This window comes from Curtobacterium sp. VKM Ac-1393 (genome assembly GCF_015350995.1).
GTDB lineage: Bacteria > Actinomycetota > Actinomycetes > Actinomycetales > Microbacteriaceae > Curtobacterium.
The window spans coordinates 21,699-40,961 of sequence record NZ_JADKRW010000008.1 but is presented as its reverse complement, the minus strand read 5'-3'; the positions used below and the strand labels follow the sequence as shown (position 1 = coordinate 40,961).

14 protein-coding genes are annotated in these 19,263 nt (G+C 63.4%); 6 read left to right on the top strand and 8 right to left on the bottom strand.

Annotation, left to right across the window (positions count from 1 at the left end; genetic code table 11):
• Positions 1-340: 340 nt before the first annotated feature.
• From ITJ59_RS16995 to ITJ59_RS16985, 3 genes are all read right to left on the bottom strand, one after another.
• The gene (locus ITJ59_RS16995) at positions 341-1,108 is read right to left on the bottom strand and encodes a DUF5131 family protein (RefSeq protein ID WP_194652481.1); all 768 of its coding nucleotides are present in this window, start codon (positions 1,106-1,108) and stop codon (positions 341-343) included.
• Positions 1,109-1,129: 21 nt separating this feature from the next.
• A complete protein-coding gene (gene tcmP, locus ITJ59_RS16990) occupies positions 1,130-2,341 on the bottom strand; it encodes a three-Cys-motif partner protein TcmP (RefSeq protein ID WP_194652480.1) in 1,212 nt (403 codons plus the stop codon).
• Positions 2,342-2,803: 462 nt separating this feature from the next.
• Positions 2,804-3,508, bottom strand: coding sequence for a DCL family protein (locus ITJ59_RS16985; RefSeq protein ID WP_194652479.1), 705 nt, complete (start codon positions 3,506-3,508; stop codon positions 2,804-2,806).
• Between the two features lie 107 nt (positions 3,509-3,615).
• Here ITJ59_RS16985 and ITJ59_RS16980 point away from each other — a divergent pair, with 107 nt between their 5' ends.
• From ITJ59_RS16980 to ITJ59_RS16970, 3 genes are all read left to right on the top strand, one after another.
• A complete protein-coding gene (locus ITJ59_RS16980; RefSeq protein ID WP_194652478.1) occupies positions 3,616-4,557 on the top strand; it encodes a DUF1837 domain-containing protein in 942 nt (313 codons plus the stop codon).
• A 404-nt stretch (positions 4,558-4,961) separates the two neighbouring features.
• Positions 4,962-7,088 carry a DEAD/DEAH box helicase gene (locus tag ITJ59_RS16975; RefSeq protein WP_194652477.1) on the top strand — a complete coding sequence of 709 codons (2,127 nt, stop codon included), beginning with the start codon at positions 4,962-4,964 and terminating at the stop codon, positions 7,086-7,088.
• 498 nt (positions 7,089-7,586) lie between these two features.
• Complete coding sequence (locus ITJ59_RS16970; protein ID WP_194652476.1) at positions 7,587-9,341, top strand: hypothetical protein; 1,755 nt, start codon at positions 7,587-7,589, stop codon at positions 9,339-9,341.
• A gap of 382 nt (positions 9,342-9,723) precedes the next feature.
• Here ITJ59_RS16970 and ITJ59_RS16965 read toward each other — a convergent pair whose 3' ends face one another.
• From ITJ59_RS16965 to ITJ59_RS19735, 4 genes are all read right to left on the bottom strand, one after another.
• Positions 9,724-10,254: a restriction endonuclease gene (locus ITJ59_RS16965; protein ID WP_194652475.1), complete on the bottom strand. Its 531-nt coding sequence runs from the start codon at positions 10,252-10,254 to the stop codon at positions 9,724-9,726.
• Positions 10,251-11,120, bottom strand: a complete 870-nt coding sequence (locus tag ITJ59_RS16960) for a restriction endonuclease (protein WP_194652474.1) — start codon at positions 11,118-11,120, stop codon at positions 10,251-10,253. The genes ITJ59_RS16965 and ITJ59_RS16960 overlap by 4 nt, the downstream gene beginning before the upstream one ends.
• Positions 11,121-11,472: 352 nt before the next feature.
• Positions 11,473-12,606, bottom strand: a complete 1,134-nt coding sequence (locus ITJ59_RS16955) for an McrC family protein (RefSeq protein ID WP_323749541.1) — start codon at positions 12,604-12,606, stop codon at positions 11,473-11,475.
• A gap of 25 nt (positions 12,607-12,631) precedes the next feature.
• The gene (locus ITJ59_RS19735) at positions 12,632-14,746 is read right to left on the bottom strand and encodes an McrB family protein (RefSeq protein WP_194652472.1); all 2,115 of its coding nucleotides are present in this window, start codon (positions 14,744-14,746) and stop codon (positions 12,632-12,634) included.
• A gap of 348 nt (positions 14,747-15,094) precedes the next feature.
• On the opposite strand from ITJ59_RS19735, the gene ITJ59_RS16945 reads away from it, so the two are divergent.
• On the top strand, positions 15,095-15,589 hold the full coding sequence (locus ITJ59_RS16945; protein WP_194652471.1) for a hypothetical protein: 495 nt from the start codon (positions 15,095-15,097) through the stop codon (positions 15,587-15,589).
• 189 nt (positions 15,590-15,778) lie between these two features.
• On the opposite strand, the gene ITJ59_RS16940 is transcribed toward ITJ59_RS16945, so the two are convergent.
• Positions 15,779-16,711: an NADP-dependent oxidoreductase gene (locus ITJ59_RS16940; protein ID WP_194652470.1), complete on the bottom strand. Its 933-nt coding sequence runs from the start codon at positions 16,709-16,711 to the stop codon at positions 15,779-15,781.
• A gap of 138 nt (positions 16,712-16,849) precedes the next feature.
• On the opposite strand from ITJ59_RS16940, the gene ITJ59_RS16935 reads away from it, so the two are divergent.
• Positions 16,850-17,422 carry a hypothetical protein gene (locus ITJ59_RS16935; RefSeq protein WP_194652469.1) on the top strand — a complete coding sequence of 191 codons (573 nt, stop codon included), beginning with the start codon at positions 16,850-16,852 and terminating at the stop codon, positions 17,420-17,422.
• Between the two features lie 363 nt (positions 17,423-17,785).
• Positions 17,786-19,219, top strand: a complete 1,434-nt coding sequence (locus ITJ59_RS16930; RefSeq protein WP_194652468.1) for a murein hydrolase activator EnvC family protein — start codon at positions 17,786-17,788, stop codon at positions 19,217-19,219.
• Positions 19,220-19,263: the final 44 nt, after the last annotated feature.

The window sequence follows — 19,263 nt, the reverse complement described above, 5'->3', positions numbered from 1 at the left end:
ACCCCTCACCCGTGCGGGCGTCTCGGTCACCGTCCGTGGCGACGAAACAGCCTCGCTGCCTGAAACGACCGTACCTGAACGGCGAATGAATCTCGCGTCTTGCTCCGCGGCTGCGCACGCGAAAGGCCCTCCTGTCGACCGCGCGCCGGATCTTCTGCGCCGCTCTACGAGTTGTCGGGTACGGGCATGGCGCACGCCGGTAAGAGGTGTTCGGTCTATTCGCGGCGGCCAATGGTGGCCCGGATCCCCGATGCCAGTGCTGACCGGCGTTCCATGGGTACCGGGATACTTTTCCAGACGGCCGAGATCCGGCGCGATCCGACCAGACGCTCAGCGGCAGCTAGTGCCGCGCTGCGCCCCGTGTGCCGCGGTTGTCGGCACGAGGGTACCCATCCCACAGGCGCCCGTCGAGCTCACGCCCGTTCTGTTTGGGCGTGCGTCCGCCCCACTGCTTGAAGAAAAACGGGACGTCGGCGGTCAGGCACTGGTCTCTGATGTCGCGCACCCATTCCGTCTGCATCTCGCGGTGGCGGGGCCCTGACTCACCGCCAGCGATGACCCAGTCAATATGGTCGAGGGGAAGGTCCGGGAGAGCCGCGATCAGCGGCTCGCAAGAAAGGAATCGGACGGCCGCCGGGACTTGGGCGAGCTCCGCTACACGGTCGAGAACCTTCGGTTCCTCGACGGAAGTGCCAATCCACACGTTCTCCGGCCAAGGAAGCTCGCCCGCCATCCGTCGAAGTCGCGTCGGGCGTTTGGTGAGGATCTGGTAGGTGTGCTGCGGTGTGGCCGACATCACCTCGAACACATCGTGTATGAAGGGCTTCGGGACTCTTGCGTGGAAGAGGTCACTCATCGAGTTGACGAAGACCGTTGTCGGACGCTTCCACTTCGCAGGCTGAGCGAGCACCTCAGGATGAGTCGTCACTCCAAAGCCGGGGCCCGAGGTGGTGGGGTTGCCGTCGTTCTGGTACTTCTCAGCTCCCATCGCCTTCAACCGCTTGGCGAGTGCCAGCGCGTAGCAGTTGTCGCAGCCGGCGGTGACACGGTCACAGCCGGTAACCGGGTTCCAGGTCGCCTCGGTCCACTCGATCGTGCTCTTCTTCACGACATCACCTCGATGAGAACTCTAGGCTCGCCAGATCGTCTGTTTCTCGAGGCTGCCTTTCGGACAGTCGCTCGTGGCCCCCTCTGCCGCGAGCTCCTTCCAAGCTGCCCGAATGTGTGTCTCGCGGGCGATGCCTACTGCTGCGCCCAGGACCTTGTCGAGATTCTTACTCACGTGTAGGTGACCGAGCACGCCCAGGTGACGGGTCACCGAGTCCTTCACATCATCGATTGCCTGACGCTTCGTGGCCTCCTCGTCGTCAGCGAAACGTCGCCTCGCTTCCGCGAGGCGACTCTCGCCTAGCAGAGGATCTGTCTCGTCGAGGGCCTCCGCTTCGGCGAACTCCGTCTCGGCCAAGAACTTCCGCCAGTCCTGTGCAGCCAAGCTCACGTGGTCGTTGTAGCTGTAGAGCGCATTGATGCGGGGGAAAAAGAGAGCGAGCATGAACAGTGGCTTGTCCGTCGGCTTGCGTCTGATCTCCACGTCGTAGGAGTGATAGCCCAACGCGTCGCGCACGCGCGCGGCGTACTGCTCCCAGACCGCGAGCGCCGCAGGATGCGCACGCTCCTCACGAGGCAACGCGAGTAGTTCCTCTTTGAGGAACTCGCCACGCCACCAGTCCCCGCCCAGCCAGCTGTCGAGATTCGCGAGCGTCGCTGTTCTGCCTTGAGCGCCGTCATCTTCGTACAGGCGGGCACCCATACGGCGAACCGCCTGCAACGAAAAGTTCAGCAGCAACTCCGTCGGCACTGTGTCACCGCGCGCCGCAAGCGCAGCCACGGTCTGATCGTGATCCAAGGACCGGCCGAACGGGTCGAGGAACACCAGCGTAGGGATGTTCGCGGATCGCCGAATCGCGTCCTCGTAGTGATCGCTGATGTCTCCCTGTAAAGCCAAAGCCGAGCGGTCACCGCAGGAGTCTACGAGCGCCTTCAGCTGCCCAAATGCGTCGGGCCGTTTCTCCACGAACGTGCACTCGAGGTTGATGCCGCGTGCTCGAAGGTCCTGTGCGATGGTGAGGGCGATTCTTGGGGAGCCAACCTCCGTGACTCCTGTCACCGGGTGTCGGTACTCACCCTCTCCAGCGAACCCGTCGATGAACGCAACTCGACGACCGGGCGCGGTAGTCGCCGTTGCTCCAGCGAACTTCGCAAGGTAGCGACGAAGAATGCCGTGCTTGAGGACCGCGGCGGCCTTCTTCGGGTCCTGGAAAAAACCGTCATTACTTGGCATAGGCACCCCGAGACATGACAGAAGCTTGCCTCCTGCTGAGGTCGGGCGAGCGCGACACGCGGAGAAACTTCGATGGCCCCTTGCCCAGAGCGCTCTCCGAACATCGCACCACGAACGCCCTCTCCCCGGCGGGACCATCGCCTACCCGACAGTCACCTCAGGTCAGAGGAAGCGATCGGGCGCACAACGAGCCTGACAGCACCACCTCTGGTGCTTGTGTTCCGGCCAGGGTTTAGCTGGGCTAGAGGTGCGCCAATAAGAGGTGTTCGGCTTATTCGCGGATGCCAGTGGGGGCGGGGATCGCGGATCCCAGTGCTGACGGGCGTTCCGTGGATTTTGGGATTCTGTTCCACGGGCCGAAGAACCCTCCATCCGGGGTAGCACTGCCGGTCCAGACACTTTCGAGGGTGCGGAACGAAGCTGGGCTCGCCCGCTCGTCCAGGCCTAGAGCAACCCTGAGCTCTACGGCATCCAAGCAGTCTCGTCGCTGCGCTTGCGGCGTGCAGCTTCGCCGGGCAGCGCGAGCGCAGGCTTTGCGTACGTCGCATAGAACTCGACCCAGCGCTTGGCGACACGAGGGTCTAGCAAACTGCTACCGATCTGCACCCCGGCACCCCCGCCGTGCACAAGCACCGAAGCCCAGCCCCCTTCAGACTCCGCGAATCGAAACGTCAGCTGCTCCCACGTCGGGTCGAGGTACACGACGCTGACGTCATGAGGTTCGGAGATCGGCGCTCCGCTGAGGTCCGAGTAGGCCGGGCCTGCGCCGCTGAACCTCGAGGCTCGGTAGGCCAGTCGCCGATCTTCGACAGCCTCGCGGAGCGCTTCCTTCGCATCGGACCGAGGCGAGTGACCATCCACACAGGTCACATAGCTGAAGTCCACATCCGAGCCATCGGTCCGATGGATCCAGATCCCTTTCGCCCCAGGTCGAACGTTCCACTTGTCACCTCGGCTTGTGAGGTCAACGAAGAAGTAGGCGATGCCGTCGCCAACCTTCTCGGCGTAGTCGGGGTGACGCTCCAAGATCTCGCGCAGCTTGCTGTCGTCGATTGGATCGACCACGCGGTCACCGACAGCGAGCGTGTCCTTGATTCGCTTGAAGTCCGCCTTAGCCGCAGTCTTGCTTGGCCACCTATGACTAGCCGTTTCGACCGCATGAGCCATGCACCGTCCGCCTCTCCGTCGTAGCTGATGGGGCGGCAGACCGCGCAGCGGCACGATCACGTCAGACCAACGCAGTGGCCGCCCTCGTTAGCTGTACATTACTCACCATGAGCGTTGATCAGGTCACCACTGGCCAGGATGACCTCGACGGCTTGTCGCGCGGTGCACAAAGCCAGGTGCGCTCGTTCTTCCACGTCCTTGGCGAACGACTGATCCCCGGCACCTCAACGAGCTACCGCGTGTACTGGCTGATGACCGACGCCAACGGCAATGACCGAACGAACGCGCTCGCACGTCACATCTACTACCGCATCACGGATTACTGCACGCCACGATCGCGGATTGACGAAGCTCACCGCCTCGACGCACTCGAGGGTGGCAACATGCACTTCTCGCAACTGCAGGACGAAGCCCGCCGTCTTTTCCTTGATGCAGACGCCTCGGGCGAAGGGGGCGAGCTGCTCCTGTTCTTCCTCCTCGAGGCGGAACTTCGCATTCCGCAGATTCTTTGCAAGATGCCTCTCAAGACCAACTCGCAGATGCCCATCCACGGCGTGGATGGGGTACATGCATCGTTGCTTGAAGACGGTAAACTTGCAGTATACTGGGGCGAATCCAAACTTTACAAAGACGTACAAAGCGCAATGACGTCGTGCTTCGACAGCATCGAACCATTCCTTCTCGATGATGGTACTGGGATTGCGCATCGCGACCTCACACTGGTCCGCGACAATCTGGACGTGAAAAACCGCGATCTAGCACTCAAGCTCGTTCGATACTTCACCGACGACGCCCCTGAACGAAACCTCCTAGAGATACGCGGCGCTTGCCTCGTCGGTTTCGACAACGATCCGCACGAGCACCCCTTCTTCAACTCACCATCAGAACTGGTTGATACGGTCGGAGCACGGATCGAAGGCTGGTCGAGCAGCATTGGCACCCGTGTAACAAACCGGAAGATCGACACGGTCGAAATCGAGTTCTTCTGCTTGCCGCTGCCCTCTGTAAAAAAGCTCCGCGACGAATTCAAGACACTGATTGGCATGTAGTGGAAGACACAGAGTATTGGACCGCGGTACAAGCCCTAAGAGCCTTCCATATCGGGATTGGCGAATCGACGATACGGTCGGCACTGAGATTCTTCGGTTCTATACGTCCAGTAAAGAAGCCTGATGCCCTGGACTGGAGCCCACACCTGATGGCCGCAAGCCTCGTCACACTAGGGGCTCCGGAAACATTACAAGATGGCGCCCTCAGAATTGCACAAGGCTGCCTGCAGGACCCCGACGCGGATTCGGACAGCAAGGATGCCGCCTCGTACTTGCTCGAGAGGTTGGGCAATGAGCGCGCTAGCAGTCTTGCCCGCTCTCGTGGACTATCTCCCGAGCGAGAGCTCCCGCTTGGCCCTTTAGCACTCGACCTTTTCAAGAGGAATCTCCAACTGTCAGTGGCCGTGGGCGACAAGCGAGTCCGCGTGAACGAGTTTCAACGACAGTTTTGGGACAGCGCAAACTCGAGCAAATGGATGAGCGTTTCCGCTCCAACCTCAGCCGGAAAGTCTCACATTGTCCGCGTGTGGCTTGAGGCACTCATTGAGAGCCGTGATGACTTCCACGCAGCCTACATAGTGCCGACCCGAGCGTTGATTGAAGAAGTGAGTCGTGAACTCGAGAGCACCTTGGGTACTCGCGCGACTATTACAACACTACCTTGGGACTCGCGCATTGGGACTCGGCCCCACGAAATCTTTGTTCTCACCCAAGAGCGCCTCCATCTCCTACTTCGGCAGAAGCAGGATTTGAACTTCAACCTCATCTTCGTGGACGAGGCGCAGAAGTTAGCTGACGGGATGCGCGGTGTCCTGCTTCAACGCGCCCTCGATGAAGCCACACTTCGAGGGGATCCGCAGGTGGTCTTTGCGAGTCCGCTGACATCGAACCCGGAACTCCTAGTCGACGGCACCGACGGGTCTGGAACCGCGCTCCTGAGTGAGACTGTCACGGTCAATCAGACGCTGTTGCATGTTAACCAGCGACCGAGGCAGCCGACCCTCTGGGACATGCGTGCTTTCATCGATGGCCAGGCCGTGCCTGTCGGTGAGTTCGATCTCCCGGCCAGACCTGTGCCCGAGAGCAAACGCCTTGCGCTTGTTGCGGTCGCACTTGGACGCTCACACTCCGGCAATGTGGTGTATGCCAATCGACCTTCGGATGCCGAAAAAACTGCGGGTCAAATCGCGGACGCACTCACCGACGACTGGGCACCTGACCAATCAGTCCTGGACGTCATTGATCTCATCCAGAAAACGATTCATCCCCAATTCCTTCTAGCCACGTACTTACTGAGGGGTGTGGCTTTTCACTACGGCAATCTCCCTCTCCTTATACGCGAAGCTGTCGAACGCCTGTTCCGTGACGGGGCGATCCGCTACCTCGTGTGCACCTCTACCCTGCTCGAGGGCGTGAACCTTCCCTGCCAGAACCTCTTCGTCCGAGAACCGCGCAAGGGCAACAACACGCCAATGTCACCGTCCGACTTTTGGAACCTAGCCGGTCGCGCGGGTCGCTGGGGCGTGGAGTTTCAGGGGAACGTCATATGCGTCGACACCGATCGTACGGGTTGGACGCAGACACCTATCCGGCGCGAACGCCAACACATCACTCGTGCAACAGATGCTGTTGAGCGGGACTTCGTGCCACTTCTCGAATACATACGAACGGAAACGGCGGTTTCGGACACTACCGCCAACCCCTTGCTACAGTCACTTTTCGGCATTTTGGCCTCCACGCGACGGCGATCGCAATCGATAAGTTCACTCTCCTGGCTGTCTTTGACTGAGCAGGAGGCCGAGGCTGTCGGTCAGATCGTTGACGACGCACTCGCGAAAGTGCATCTACCTTCGGATCTTCAGCAGATGCATGCGGGCATCAGTCCTTTCGCCCTTCAGCGTCTCTATGACTACTTCGTCCAGTCAGGCGAGCGCGAGACGTTCGAATTGCCTCCGCCTGAATCTGATGCCGCGCTCGAGAGTTATATACGCGCCATTTCTCTTTGCGCCCAATACCTCGGCGCCGACTTCACAAACATTCCTGGTCGGCACTTCTCACTTGCGCTACTTTTCATCGATTGGATGCGCGGCCGTCCACTATCACTTCTGGTGTCTAGGAGGCTCGGCTGGCTTCGTCGCAACAACCGCGAAATACGCCTTCCGCAAGAGATTCGACAAGTGCTGACCGATGTGGAGCAATACGCGCGATTTGAGGGACCGCTCTATCTAGCCTGCTACGCCGACGTTTTGAATGCAGCATTCCCAGTAGCCCAAGACGCACCCGCGCCACCCAATATCGCAATGCTCATGGAACTTGGGGTATCGAGGACTACCGAAGTCTCGATGATGGGCCTTGGGCTATCGCGGACCACGGTGGTGTCGCTGGCAGAACATGTAGTGCCCGATGATCTCGACATCGAGGCGTGCCTGGTATGGCTACGCGAGCACGATTTCGACGCTTTGGGATTCCCGGCGCTCATCTCGGCGGAGATCAAAGCCGCTCTCATGCGGGCCGAACTTCGGCAAACGTAGCGCTCCCTCTGGAGTGCGCTGATTCCTCGCACAGCGTGAAGCGCCTCCGGGAAGTCGCGGCCGGTCCCACCGCGTCAGGTCCCGGCGGTGAAGACGCTGACTGATCCAGCCGGCACCCCGCGTTTTAGAGGTCATTTCCCCTACCGCTTGCGATGTGCAGTCGCGACGTGCTGATGAGAGGTGTTCGGTCTATTTGCGGATGGCAGTAATGGCACGGATCGCGGATCCCAGTAACTGCGGGCGTTCCACGCCTTTCGGGATCCCATTCCACGGTTTCGATACGACGGCTAGCTCCGGCCGCTCTCTGGACGCACACATGCGCTAGATTCGTGCCGATGCAAACGACCGCGCTGCATCGCCACCTGCAGCACCGCCGTGCGCATCGTCGGCCGCCTCGTCCACGAACAGGAGACGGGACCGCCCGCACCCTGGTGAGGCAGGAGGCGCGGCGCGCGTCGGTCGTGCTCGGTAACCTCTAGGAGACGGGGAGGAGCCACTGTGGCTGAGTTCGAGATCCGGTTCGACAAGCTGGACCAGCCTCAATTCGACCGTGTCGTCGAGGCAGTGCTCATCGAGGAGTTCACCGGCAACGGCTTCCGCGCGCAACCGTTGGACGGCCGCGGTGGTGACGGCGGCATCGATGTGGGCGTCTGGGACATGAGCAAGCACGTCGTGCGGATCTTCCAGCTGAAGTGCTTCCCCGAGGGGTTCTCCGGCATGTGGCGCCCCCGACGCAAGCAGGTCCAGGTGTCCTTCGACTCGGCGATGAAGAATCACCACTCGAAGCACTGGACGTTGGTGATTCCGGGGAACCCGTCTCGGGAGGAGCGGGAGTTCGTGCTCGGGCTGCGCGGGGACCGGGACATGCAGACAGACATCATCGGACGAGCGGAGCTTGACAACCTCCTCGGCAAGCATTCGCACCTACTGGAGGTGTTCGCATCGGACCGCGTTCTTCGGTTCGCCCAGGCGCTCGGGAAACCTGAAGAAGCGCTTGCCCACAGCGACGACCTCGGCGTCGTCCTCGACCGAGTTCACGGCCGGCTTCGGGCCCAGAGTCCGCACTGGGGATGGGCTTTCAGTGTTGACGCGCACGGCAATCAGATGCATCAACTCGTCCCCAGGCACCCTGACGCCCACATCGCCGAACCGTTGGCGATGGAGATGACCGCCACCTTCACGAAGGACACCGAGGACCTGAGGGAACAGTTCGACCGGGCGATGCGCTTCGGCGTCGCAGAAACCATCGTGCTTCCGCACGACGTCGTACCGTCGATCTCGCGGTCGGGCGCGGACTGGTTTGCTGGGGAGAAGCCAGTTGAGGAGCTGCACCTTGTCCCGCTGGACGCTGGTGCTGGCACGCCCGTCAGCCTCGTTGCCCAGGACAGCGAAGGCGTCCAGATCGGTTCCATCGCTGGGACCGTGAAGCGGTTCGCGCGAGGAGCCGAGGGTGGGCAACTCATCGTCGATTTCATCGGCGGTCTCGTCGCTCACTGGATCGTCCCCACAGACACCGACGCGCCACCGCAGGACGTCACGTTCACGACCAGCAACGGCGGCGTGCCAGTCCGCGAGGTCCGAAGGCTGACCCGATTCATGGGCCAGTTTGACTCCGCTCATCGCGTGGCCATCAGGGTCAAGGGGCACGACTTCGCAGCGTTCACCCTTGGAGGCGGTGATCGTCACGAACCTGACCCGGCTCTCCTCGCGTTCGTTGACGACTTGGTGTTCATCGAGGATGAGCTCGACGTCCAGTTCTTGTTTCCGCGGGAAGGTGTGTCAACCGCTGACAGGCGTTGGGCTGCTGCGCTTCGAGAGGTTCTTAAGGGCAGCCTCGCGCCGATGCCGAACGTTGACGGCTACAACATGACTCTCGACGGCGGGTACGACGACGCACTGCTTGCCGGGCTCCGCGCTGACGGGATGAGACTTTTCAGGAGGCTGCCTCAGTTCACTCGGGAGCTACTCGGTGTCGACGTCGTCCTTCGAGACCTGGTCATTCACCAGCACGAAGCGGTCGTGGAGGATGGTGAAGCGCATGTCGCGGCGCTTCAAGCGGGCAGCGGCGCAGGGCGGGTCGCGCACGCTGTCAGCAGTAAGAAGTACCCGTGGCTGATGTACAAGCCGGACCGCTTGAAGAACAAGGGTCACCTTCCACCACTTGCGGACTTGGCTGTGCCTGGCGTTCCGGAACACACAGGCATGAGCGCCCTACGGAATCGCCTCGAAGCGGACGCGCAGTTGGTGCGTTGACAAGCGGCTTGGTCACGCCCTCGCGACGAACGTAGCTGCACCCGAGAACGCCGCCGCGGACATGAGTGATCCGTTGTCAATCGTCATTGGCATCGTCGGGGTTGTTGTTGGTGTCATCGGCCTGTTCCTCTCTTGGTCGAGTGGACGGGCGGAACAGGCAGCTGGACGTCTGGAGCTGCTGATCTCGATGGAGCGGGACGCTTGCCACGGATGATCGGCGCGCAGTGGAGGTGCTCCGATGAACCGAAGAGACTCTCCCACCTGTAGCTAGCTACTGGCAGGAGCACCAATCGGAAGATTGGCATTCGCGGCCGATCCCGTGGCCGTGGCGGATGTACTCAAGGCGGTGTGGATCGGACGGCGGTTGCACTTGAGACCGGAACTAACGGACACCTATCCCACCACTCGCGAACGCCTGCAGATACCGCCTCTCCAGAAGGCGAACCACATCATCGGGCGTTGTGAACGAAAGTAGATCGTCTCGATCAAGAACAATCAGCTTACAGCCGAGCGGGGAGGCAGCCTTTGCGAGCGACTTTGCATACGTTTGCTCAGCAGAGACCCCGGTCAATCCATCGCTTGCGACTATGACGGCCAGCTCGACCTTCCGAGAAAGGCAGATAAAGAGAAAGTACCCCACCGCCTTACTGTCTAGCTTGTGCCTGTAGTTTTTGCACTCCACAAGGAAGACATTCGGGAGGGAGGGGAAAGCGCCGCGATTGGAGACCGCGATATCGACCTGCTCGGTGCCGAAACTGCTTGTTATGCCCGGTTCGACTATGGTGGCAGGCAGTTCGTCGAAGATATAAACGAGTAATTGCTCAAACAAGCTGCCTTTCGCCGCAGCCGTCAGTCCCGTCGCTTCTGCCGCTTTGAGCCGCTTGCGCACCTCCGACTTGAAGGTGGCGCTCACCGCGCGATCTCTCTCGATATCGAGCCCGTTTCAAGAACGGGGGCTAGGCTTCCAAATCGCTCAAGGGCTTGAACGAACGATTCGGTACTGAGTATACTAACGCCCGGAATTTGTACCTTATCGATGCGGGAGTGAAGCCCCTGCCGATTGATGTCCAAATAGATCAACAGGCCGCGGGAGGCGCTTTCGCGCAACATTGCATCGCGGAGCCGATCAGCAGCACGTGAGAGATCTGGGTAACCGATTTTTAACTGCACTAGGACCGGGCCGCTGAAATCCGATGCCCCAGGGTTACTGGCGACCAGATCGTACCCTTGGTCCAAATTGGCCGCTGTCTGCACGACGGCTAAGCCGCTGGCTTCCAAAAGGTGAATCACCAGGTCTTCAAAGGTTGCGGCACTCCACAACGAGGAATCTTCGAAGGCCGCAAAGCCACCCCGCCGGGTCTCTGCCGCCTCAGTCCAATCAGGCCGAGTTACAGACCGTCTATCGGTATTCGCGGCCGCGCGCAGGAAGAGTCCGACATGCAATCTCAGCGCTGGTGCATTGGTGAGTTCCGTGCGTAGCGTTTGAACTTCCCGTGGAAAGGAATCCGGCAGATCAGACGAATTTTCTATGATTAGCATCAGCGGCTTTTTCTGGCCGACTGCTATACCAGCCTCGAAAAGTATGCTCGCCTTAGAGTTCTTCGCAGCTCTATCCAGAACGGCAATAACGGCGTCAGCACCCTGAATCTCGTCTCGCGGCGATGCGAAGGAGTTCCGTAGATCGCTCGACGCGCTTGAGATCGTCCATCCAGCGTCCCGCGTGACCTCTCGTAGCGTCTCGAATCCGACGCCGAGTTCTGCAGCGATGAAGACCTTCATGGAGCCCCCTTCCCTGTCCCAGGGTAGTCGTTTCTATTCCATCAATTCTATGCCCAGACCGAGCCAGCCGGATGAGGCACGGCGGAGTATGGACTGCGCCTCCCCGCTTGCGGCCGCGGCGTCTTCCGTGTTCGCGCTCGGTCTAGCCGAAACTCTACTGCGGCGGCCGTTCCCTCGTTCGAGCCGATAACCCGCATTATGGATTCGAACCCGGATCTTACGGTGTCGAGGGTCGCCGACGGGCCGAATCAGCTCAGGACATCCTGCGGCTCTCCTAGCCGCAGAGCAGCGGCGTGATGAACCGCGAGCGACCGCGACGATCTACCAGGCGACTCCGGGACATGAGACGCAGTCAACCCACTCTTCTCTCGAGAACCAAGGAAGCCAGGTACTCAGCAAGTACGAGTGGCGATCGGTTCAGTTCGAACGCATGTAGTCGGATCAAGGGCCCAGCGATCACATCAATCAAGCGCCCTTCCGACTCCCCTGCCGCGTACACCAGCCATCCCTCGTCCAACCCGAACCGCCGGCAGTACGCCGCCATCTGGTACAGATCAGCGTTCGGGTACTGCCCGTGCTTCTCGACCTTGTACTTCACGTCGATGCACGCCCGCACCTCGCCGTCGACGAGCCACACGAGGTCAGGCGCGATCTTCACCGTCCCCTCGACGTCGAGCGTCGACTTGTACTGCGACACCAGCACTCCCCCGTACGGCTTGAACGCCTCTCGGAGCGCAGCCGACACGAAGTCCTCGAACACCGACCACATGTCGACAAGGAACCCCGACGCGACGACTGACCCGGCGCGCTGCTCGACCGACGACCCTGTCAATACGAGCGACGCCAATGCCAGCGCCGACGAGTACCGCGCGTTCCGTCGATCCGGCCGGACCACGGGTACGGGAGCCCCAACGGGGATCACTGACGCTCCGTCGAGCACCCGCACGATCCTCCGCAGCGCCCCGAGCACATCGGCCGGCACACCCGGCAATCGCAACAACCGCGTTGCTGCGGTCAGCAGCACCTGGTTCTCGGCGATGTCTTCGACGTAGTCATCGAACGACACCTCCACCGGCAGCGGCTGCCCGCCCCGCCGTGTCAGCTGGTCTCCGATCCGCCACCGACCACGCACGAGCGGCAGCGCATCCTCGCGCGTGACGTACCCGCGAAGCGGGCCTCCGGCCAACGCCCGCGAGGCCTGCCGCACGAACGCGTGCGCCAACGCCGGCACGAGGTCATCGTCCTCCTCGAACCCGAAGTCGTCCTCGGTCCAGATCGCACTCCCAGCACGCGCGTACCCGAGCATCGCAAACAGCCGCCGAACCGGCGTCTTCGGCCTCAGCCACACCGTGTGCCCGGCGATCCGCACAACGCCGACCTTCCGGACGCCGCTCACGCGGTACTCGTCGGCGCCGAGCGTCGGCGCGATCGTCGCGATGTTCGCCGATGCGAGTCCGACGGCTACCGCCCGCGGCAGCCGGTGCACCACAGGCTGGTCTGCTTCCCGCAGCTCAATCGTCGACGGAAGCACCTTCGGCCCCGTCCGCCGACGCAGGCTGCGCCTGGCGACGCAGCGCGGCCAGGCCGTACCGAGCCTCCAGGTCGACGCCTTCGCCGTAGTGGTGCTCCGCTAGGAGCGGCAGGATCTCGTACCGCCACACGTCCTGCAGACCGGTCCCGCCGAGATCGCGCATCAGGAACGACGGCCCCACCTTGGCGTCGTGGTCCTGGATCTGCGCGTTGAGTCGCGTCAGCAGGTCGGCACGATCGTCCTGGAGGCCCTTGGTCGCCGCCCAGCGCAACAACACGTTCCCCACTGGCTCGCGTTCAGGGTGCAGCTCGATGAATGCGAATCGTCGCCGCATCGCGGCGTCCAGCATCGCGATCGAGCGATCGGCGGTGTTCATCGTGCCGATGACGAAGATGTTGCTCGGCAGGGTGAACGGCTCGTCGCTGTAGAGCAGGGAGATCTCGCTGTCGCGGTACTCGAGCAGGAAGTACAGCTCGCCGAACACCTTTGCGATGTTGCCGCGGTTGATTTCGTCGATGACGAGGAAGTAGTTTGCCTCCGGGTTGGCGGCGGCCGCGTCGGCGAGGCGCCGGAGCGGGCCCTTCCGGAGCGTGAAGGCAAGGTTGCCGCTGTCGTCGTTGGCGACGGGGCGAAAGCCCTCGAAGAAGTCCTCGTACGAGTACGTCGGGTGGAACTGCACGATGGTGGTCTCGCCGTCGGTGCCGTCGGTCACGTGCTTCGACAGCGCCTGCGCAAGGAAGGTCTTCCCGGTGCCGGGAGGGCCGTAGAGGATGACCTGCTGGCGGCGCTCGATGAGGTCGAGGGTGTCCTGCAGCCAGCGCTCGGGTATATGCAGGTCCATCGCGAGGTCGTCCGTTGCCGATGGGAAGTGATCTCGACCGACAAGTGCTGGTTCAACGGGGTCCGCGGCTTGTTGCTCCGGAGGATCCAGCGTGACGGCTGGCTTCGGCCGCTGCCACCGCGAGACCAGCGGCTCGACGTAGTAAAGAGCCGGCCCGTCTAGCTTCTGCTGCAACGCTATCGTGATCTGCTGGAGGAGGGAGTCAGGGTCGTCTTCCATCTGCCCTTCGACCTCACCTGCAAATGCTTCGCGGATAGCCTCCCGGTGGTCCGGCGCGACGACCTCGCCGAACACTCCGGGGTGCACGAGAAACAGCAGCTCGTTCCGCTGAATCGGGAGCGCCGTTCCCTGCACGTGCGCCACGAAATCTCGCCACGCCCAGGGGACCTCAAGCATCTGCTCCCGGTCCTCCTCACGCAGGGTCACCCAGAGAGCGACCAGACGGACGACGATCGACAGGGTAGTGAACGTGTGCCGGCCGGTCATCGCCTGACCTGGGTTGAACGACCACGAACGGAACGCCTCGTTGATCTCCCGAGGAATGGTCACGGGATGGTCCATCATGTCCAGGAGGAAGCGCACGCGCTCCCGCTTCTTTCGCTCTCCTGGCGTCTGGAGCGGGAGCAACTGCCAGCAAATGAGTTCGGCCATGAAGAGCTTTGCGTCGTCGCTCGCCCACCTGAACTGGGTACCAAGCTTGGCGAGGAAGTCGTCGCCCTCGACTTCCGGCTGTCTGAGGAACAGCCGCTCGACCTCGCTGAGGACCTCCGGACGCCAAACTTCCCGTCCGGGTGCGAAGACAGAGTCGAGCTGCCGGAGTCCCCGCTCGACGAATAAACCGCTCACCGCTCGGATCGTCTCGGCTCGTGCGTCGGGCGGCATGATCTCAGTGGCGAGGCGGAGGGAGCGGTCCCGGCCCTGCTCGCGCTGGAAAGCACGCTCCCGTTCGTTCAGGAGCGCCGCGAACGAGTCGAGTTCGAATCCCGCGGCTCTCGCGCCGTCGGCAGTCAGGCGCCACTCGCCCCGGTTTTGCTTCGTCATAAATCCCGCGTGCACGAGCGCAGTCGTTCCCCAGAGGAAGTCGGACTCGCCGTGCGGGCGGTGCTTCGAGTTCAACGAGAGCTCTTCATCCTCGAGCGGGATCCGGTCAAGGACGTTCTCCCAGACCTCCAGCCGCCGTCCGACGCGCTGATTTTCGGCGAGGTACCGCAGTGCTTCACGGAGGCGGATCATTCGGTTCTGCGGGCGCGACACCTGCCCAGTCTGTCGGGAAGTCCAGCGAGCGCAAGTACCTGAACAGTCAGACCTCTGCACGGTCACCCGAACGGCAAGGCGCCATGCTCAGCACAACTTGGAGTGGCGCCGGCTGAAGGCGGCCTGCCCCACTCCTGGACAACGTCTCGCAGCAGGCTCCTCCTACTCTGCCCGGGCGTCGGCGCGATCGCGCATAACTTGGATCAAGCGACTGCAGATCAGTGCGAGGCCCCATAAGCTTCGAGAGTTCAGCAAGGTTCTGAAGCAAGCCGACCTATGCAACCGTATGCACGATAAGACGTACGTCGTTTGCGCGACAATCATCATAAGACGGAAACAGGGAAACTAATGAAGGACGCCACGGAAGAAATGAGCGCACGCAAGGTCGAGAAGCTCAGGAAGCTCGCTGCCAGCAACTTCTCAAAGTTCGCGTTGCAGGTCGAGCATCTCAGCACAGAGGTGCAGATGAAGCTAATCGCTCAGCTACCGGAGTTCCAGAAGCTTGCTTCCGGAGCGCTGGAGAAGCTGACAGATGCGCACCGTGAGACATTGCGGTCGATGAGCCACAACGAGGACCAGCTGCACGAGGCGTTTGAGGAGTGGAGAACAGCTCTTGCGACGGTACTTGAGGACCCCGCGCTCACGCTCGAAGAGAAGCTTCGGGTCACCGAGGCGATTGGTACGACCGTCCGGGAACAGGCTGCGTTGCAAGGGCAGAACCACCGAGCGAAGGCGGCGGTCCTCGGTACCGTCGCAGTGGGTTCACTGGCCTTGATCGGGACCGTCGTCGTAGCGGTGGCGGGCGGCAAGTTAGGCATCGAGCAGGGCAACGACCAGAGGTAGTCGCCGATGGCGAGATCGCGCTTTCGATGGGTCGAGAACACCGCAACCTGCTCGAAGAGCCGATCGAACGAGCCGTGGGAGCACGAAGCAGGACGCGGCGCGCAGCCGATCTGACAGGTCGAGTCAAGACAGACGGAAGGCACGGCACCAACCGGCACCGCGCCTCCCGTCCATCACCACGTCATCAGCTCACCAGGTCAGCACGAACCGCCCCCGCGTCCCCCCGGCCTCCAACCGCTCATGCGCCTCCACAGCCCGAGCAGCCGGCAGCACCTCAGCGACCCGCGGCGTCAACGTCCCACTCTCCACCGCATGCCGCAGCTGCTCGAGCTTGTCGAACGACCGGTACTCCGAGAACACCATGATCTGCACGAACTCAATCCCCCGAGCCCCGTCGCCCTGCCACCCGCGCACATCGAAGAACACTCCGCCGTCGCGAACCGCATCCACGACCGAGGACCGCTGCACCGCAGCATCGGCGAGCGCATCGACCCCGTCCGGCACGAGCTCACGGACAGCGGCTGCGAACCCATCACCACGCGGCACGATGTGCGCCGGCCCGAGCGACCGAACCAACGCTTCGTCCGCCGGAGCAGCATCAGCGATGACGGTCAGCCCGGCGGCGACCGCGAGCTGCACCACGTAGTTCCCGAGCAATCCGGCAGCCCCGGTCACGGCGAGCGTGTCCCCGCGGGACAGCCCGGCGAGCGACAGGATCTGCAACGCCGTCAGCCCGTTCATGGGGACCGTGGAAGCAAGCGAAATCGACGTCCCACGAGGGATCCGCGTGAACGACCCCACCGGCGCGACGAGCTCCTGCACGTACGCCCCACCGTGCGTGCTGAGCGGCAGCGCCATCGCCATGACCTCGTCACCGACCGCCCACCCGGTGACGTCGGGCCCGACCTCGTCGATCACACCGGCGGCGTCCATCCCCGGCACGTACGGCGGCGAGGCCTGCGAGCTGTCCCGCTCCCCGGCACGCACCCCCGTGTCGGTCGGGTTCACGGCGAACGCCTGCACCCGGATCCGCACGGACCCCGCACCGGCGCGCGGCTCCGGCACCTCGTGGACGGCGAGGGCCTCCGGCCCTCCGAACGTTTCGACTCCGACGACCTGCATCCTCCCGGTCTACGCGCGCGTTGCTTGACGCAACCTGACGCGACCACCCCACGGCCTGGAGGCCCTGCACCAGCCGCCCCGCGCCTCCCGCCCGTCAGGGGATAGGGTCCACGGCATGTGGTGCGCCATGCTGGCACCGTGCGTTTCGACGAACTCCTCACCCGGTCCGACGGCCCCGCGATCGCCGAGCAGCTCGCCGCCCTCCGCCGACCCGCCCGGTACGTCCTCGAGGGCATCCACCAGGAGTCCCGGCAGAAGTACTCGCAGTTCCGCGTCGACGTCGACGAAGCCGCGCAGACCTGGTCCCTGGTCCGCCAGCGCGACAAGCCGGTCTCCTACCGCGACGGTGTGCTGCACGAGCCCGACGACGGCCCGATCGAGGTGCCGTTCGCCCGGAGCATGGTCCCGTCTCCCGTAGTCCGGATGGCCGTGCCCGACCTGATGCTCCGATGGGGTCGCAGCCCCGAGAGCTTCCACCCGATCCTGGTCCAGCACGTCGGCGAGCACTCGATCCTGCTGACGTTCGAGCACCACGAGGACCCGGCGTTCCGCACGACTCTGGTGGTCGACGAGCGCGACGGTATCGCCCGCCGTTCCTACGAGCACGGCGAGGCCACGATCATCACGAGCGTCCGGACCGCCCAGCCGGACGAGGTCCTGCCCCGCGCCCGCTTCGTGCAACCGACGGACTGGACACGGCCGGAGTACTGAGACGGTGACGGTTCTGGGTCACTATCCCCGACGATCGCGAACCAGGACCGTCATCGCCCCGGAACGAGAACACCACCGCTCGCCGAGAACACGAGTCCGTGCACGACCGAGCAGTCCCGGTGGCCGCCGACTGCCCGGGCGCGCACCTTCGGGCCGGACCACTGTGCGCATCGCGGTCCGCCTGCGTCGGAATGCGGCCCCCTTGGCCCACATGGACCCGTTCGGGGGGTGGAAATGCAGTTCTACTCCCTGCGAGAGTTCCCTCGACCGCCACCGTCGGCGGTCGTTGAGGGGAACGACATGCAGAAGATTCTCGCCTTGTCGGCGACGGTTGCTCTGGCAGCCGGATTGAGCCTGATCGCTGTGACTCCAGCGCAGGCGGCAACGGGGGACGTCATCGTGCCGGCGTCCGGAACGGTGACAGGGTACGTGGGGGCCCACTGCGACGGCACGCCGCACTCGGGCATCGACATCGCTGCTTCGGGTGGTTCGTCGATCGTCGCGGGGGCTGCCGGAACGGTCCGGACGGTCATCAACAGCTCGGCGAAGTCGGGTTACGGGACCTACGTCGTGATCGACCACGGCGCGGGCTACCAAACGCTCTACGGGCACATGATCGACGGCAGTCCGGTCGTCTCGGTCGGGGAGAGCGTCACGAAGGGCGAGCGGATCGGCTCGGTGGGGACCACCGGCAAGTCGACCGGCAACCACCTGCACTTCGAGGTGAAGCGTGACGGAACGAGCCAGACCGGACTGAACGACTACTTCACCTGCGGTCGCACCGTCAGCCAGGGCACACCGATCCCGTGGTCGTTCCCGAACTTCCCGGGGACGATCGTCCAGTCGCACGTCGCCGTCCGAGCGAACACCGGCACGTTGTGGACCTGGGTGGGCGAGGCCGGCAGTGAGGGCTTCGCCGCGAACTCCGGGCGAGACGTGCAGGACGGTACGTCGCCGGCCATCGCCTCGACCGGCTCCGACTCCGCGGCCGCGTTCGCGTCGCCGGGCGGCTCGCTGGTGACGTGGCGTGGGAAGGCCGGGCAGGTGGGGACCGCAGCCTCGGCGAACGTCGGCATGAAGCTCGGCACGAGCCCGGCGATCGTGTCGCTCGGTGGCGGCCAGTACGCGGTCGCGTTCCAGGCGAACACCGGCGAGCTCTGGACCTGGACGGGTACGCCCGGGTCTGCCGGGACCGCACTGTCCACCGGCTACGACATGAAGGCCGGCACGAACCCGTCGATCACGGCCGTCGGCAGCGGCGTCTCCGTGGCGTTCCAGGCGAACAGCGGCAAGCTGCTGACCTGGTACGGCACCGCAGCCCAGAAGGGCACCGCAGCCGACACCGGTCTCGGCATGAAGGACGGCACGAGCCCGTCGGTCACGCGCGTGAACGGCTCGACCATCGCGGTCGCCGCGCAGGCGAACACCGGCAAGCTCTGGGTGTGGAGCGGGACGCCGCGCACGGCGGGTCTCGCGAAGGAGACCGCACTCGGCATGAAGGCGGGCACGAACCCGTCCATCACCCTCGTCGGCTCCCAGCTCGCCGTCGCAGCGCAGGCGAACACCGGTGATCTGTGGACCTGGCGCGGTGCGCCCGGTGATGCCGGCTCCGCACACTCCGCGGGCGTCGGCATGAAGGTCGGCACCAGCCCGGCCATCGACACCGTGGGCGGCGACGTCGCCGTCGCAGTGCAGGCCAACACCGGCTCGCTCTGGACGTGGGTCGGAACCGCGGGCACCGATGGCTTCGCCCACACGGGCGGTGTCGGTATGACCGCGAGCCCGAGCATCGGCTGATCGCAGCGCGCGACGGTGCCCGCCGATCACCACGATCGGCGGGC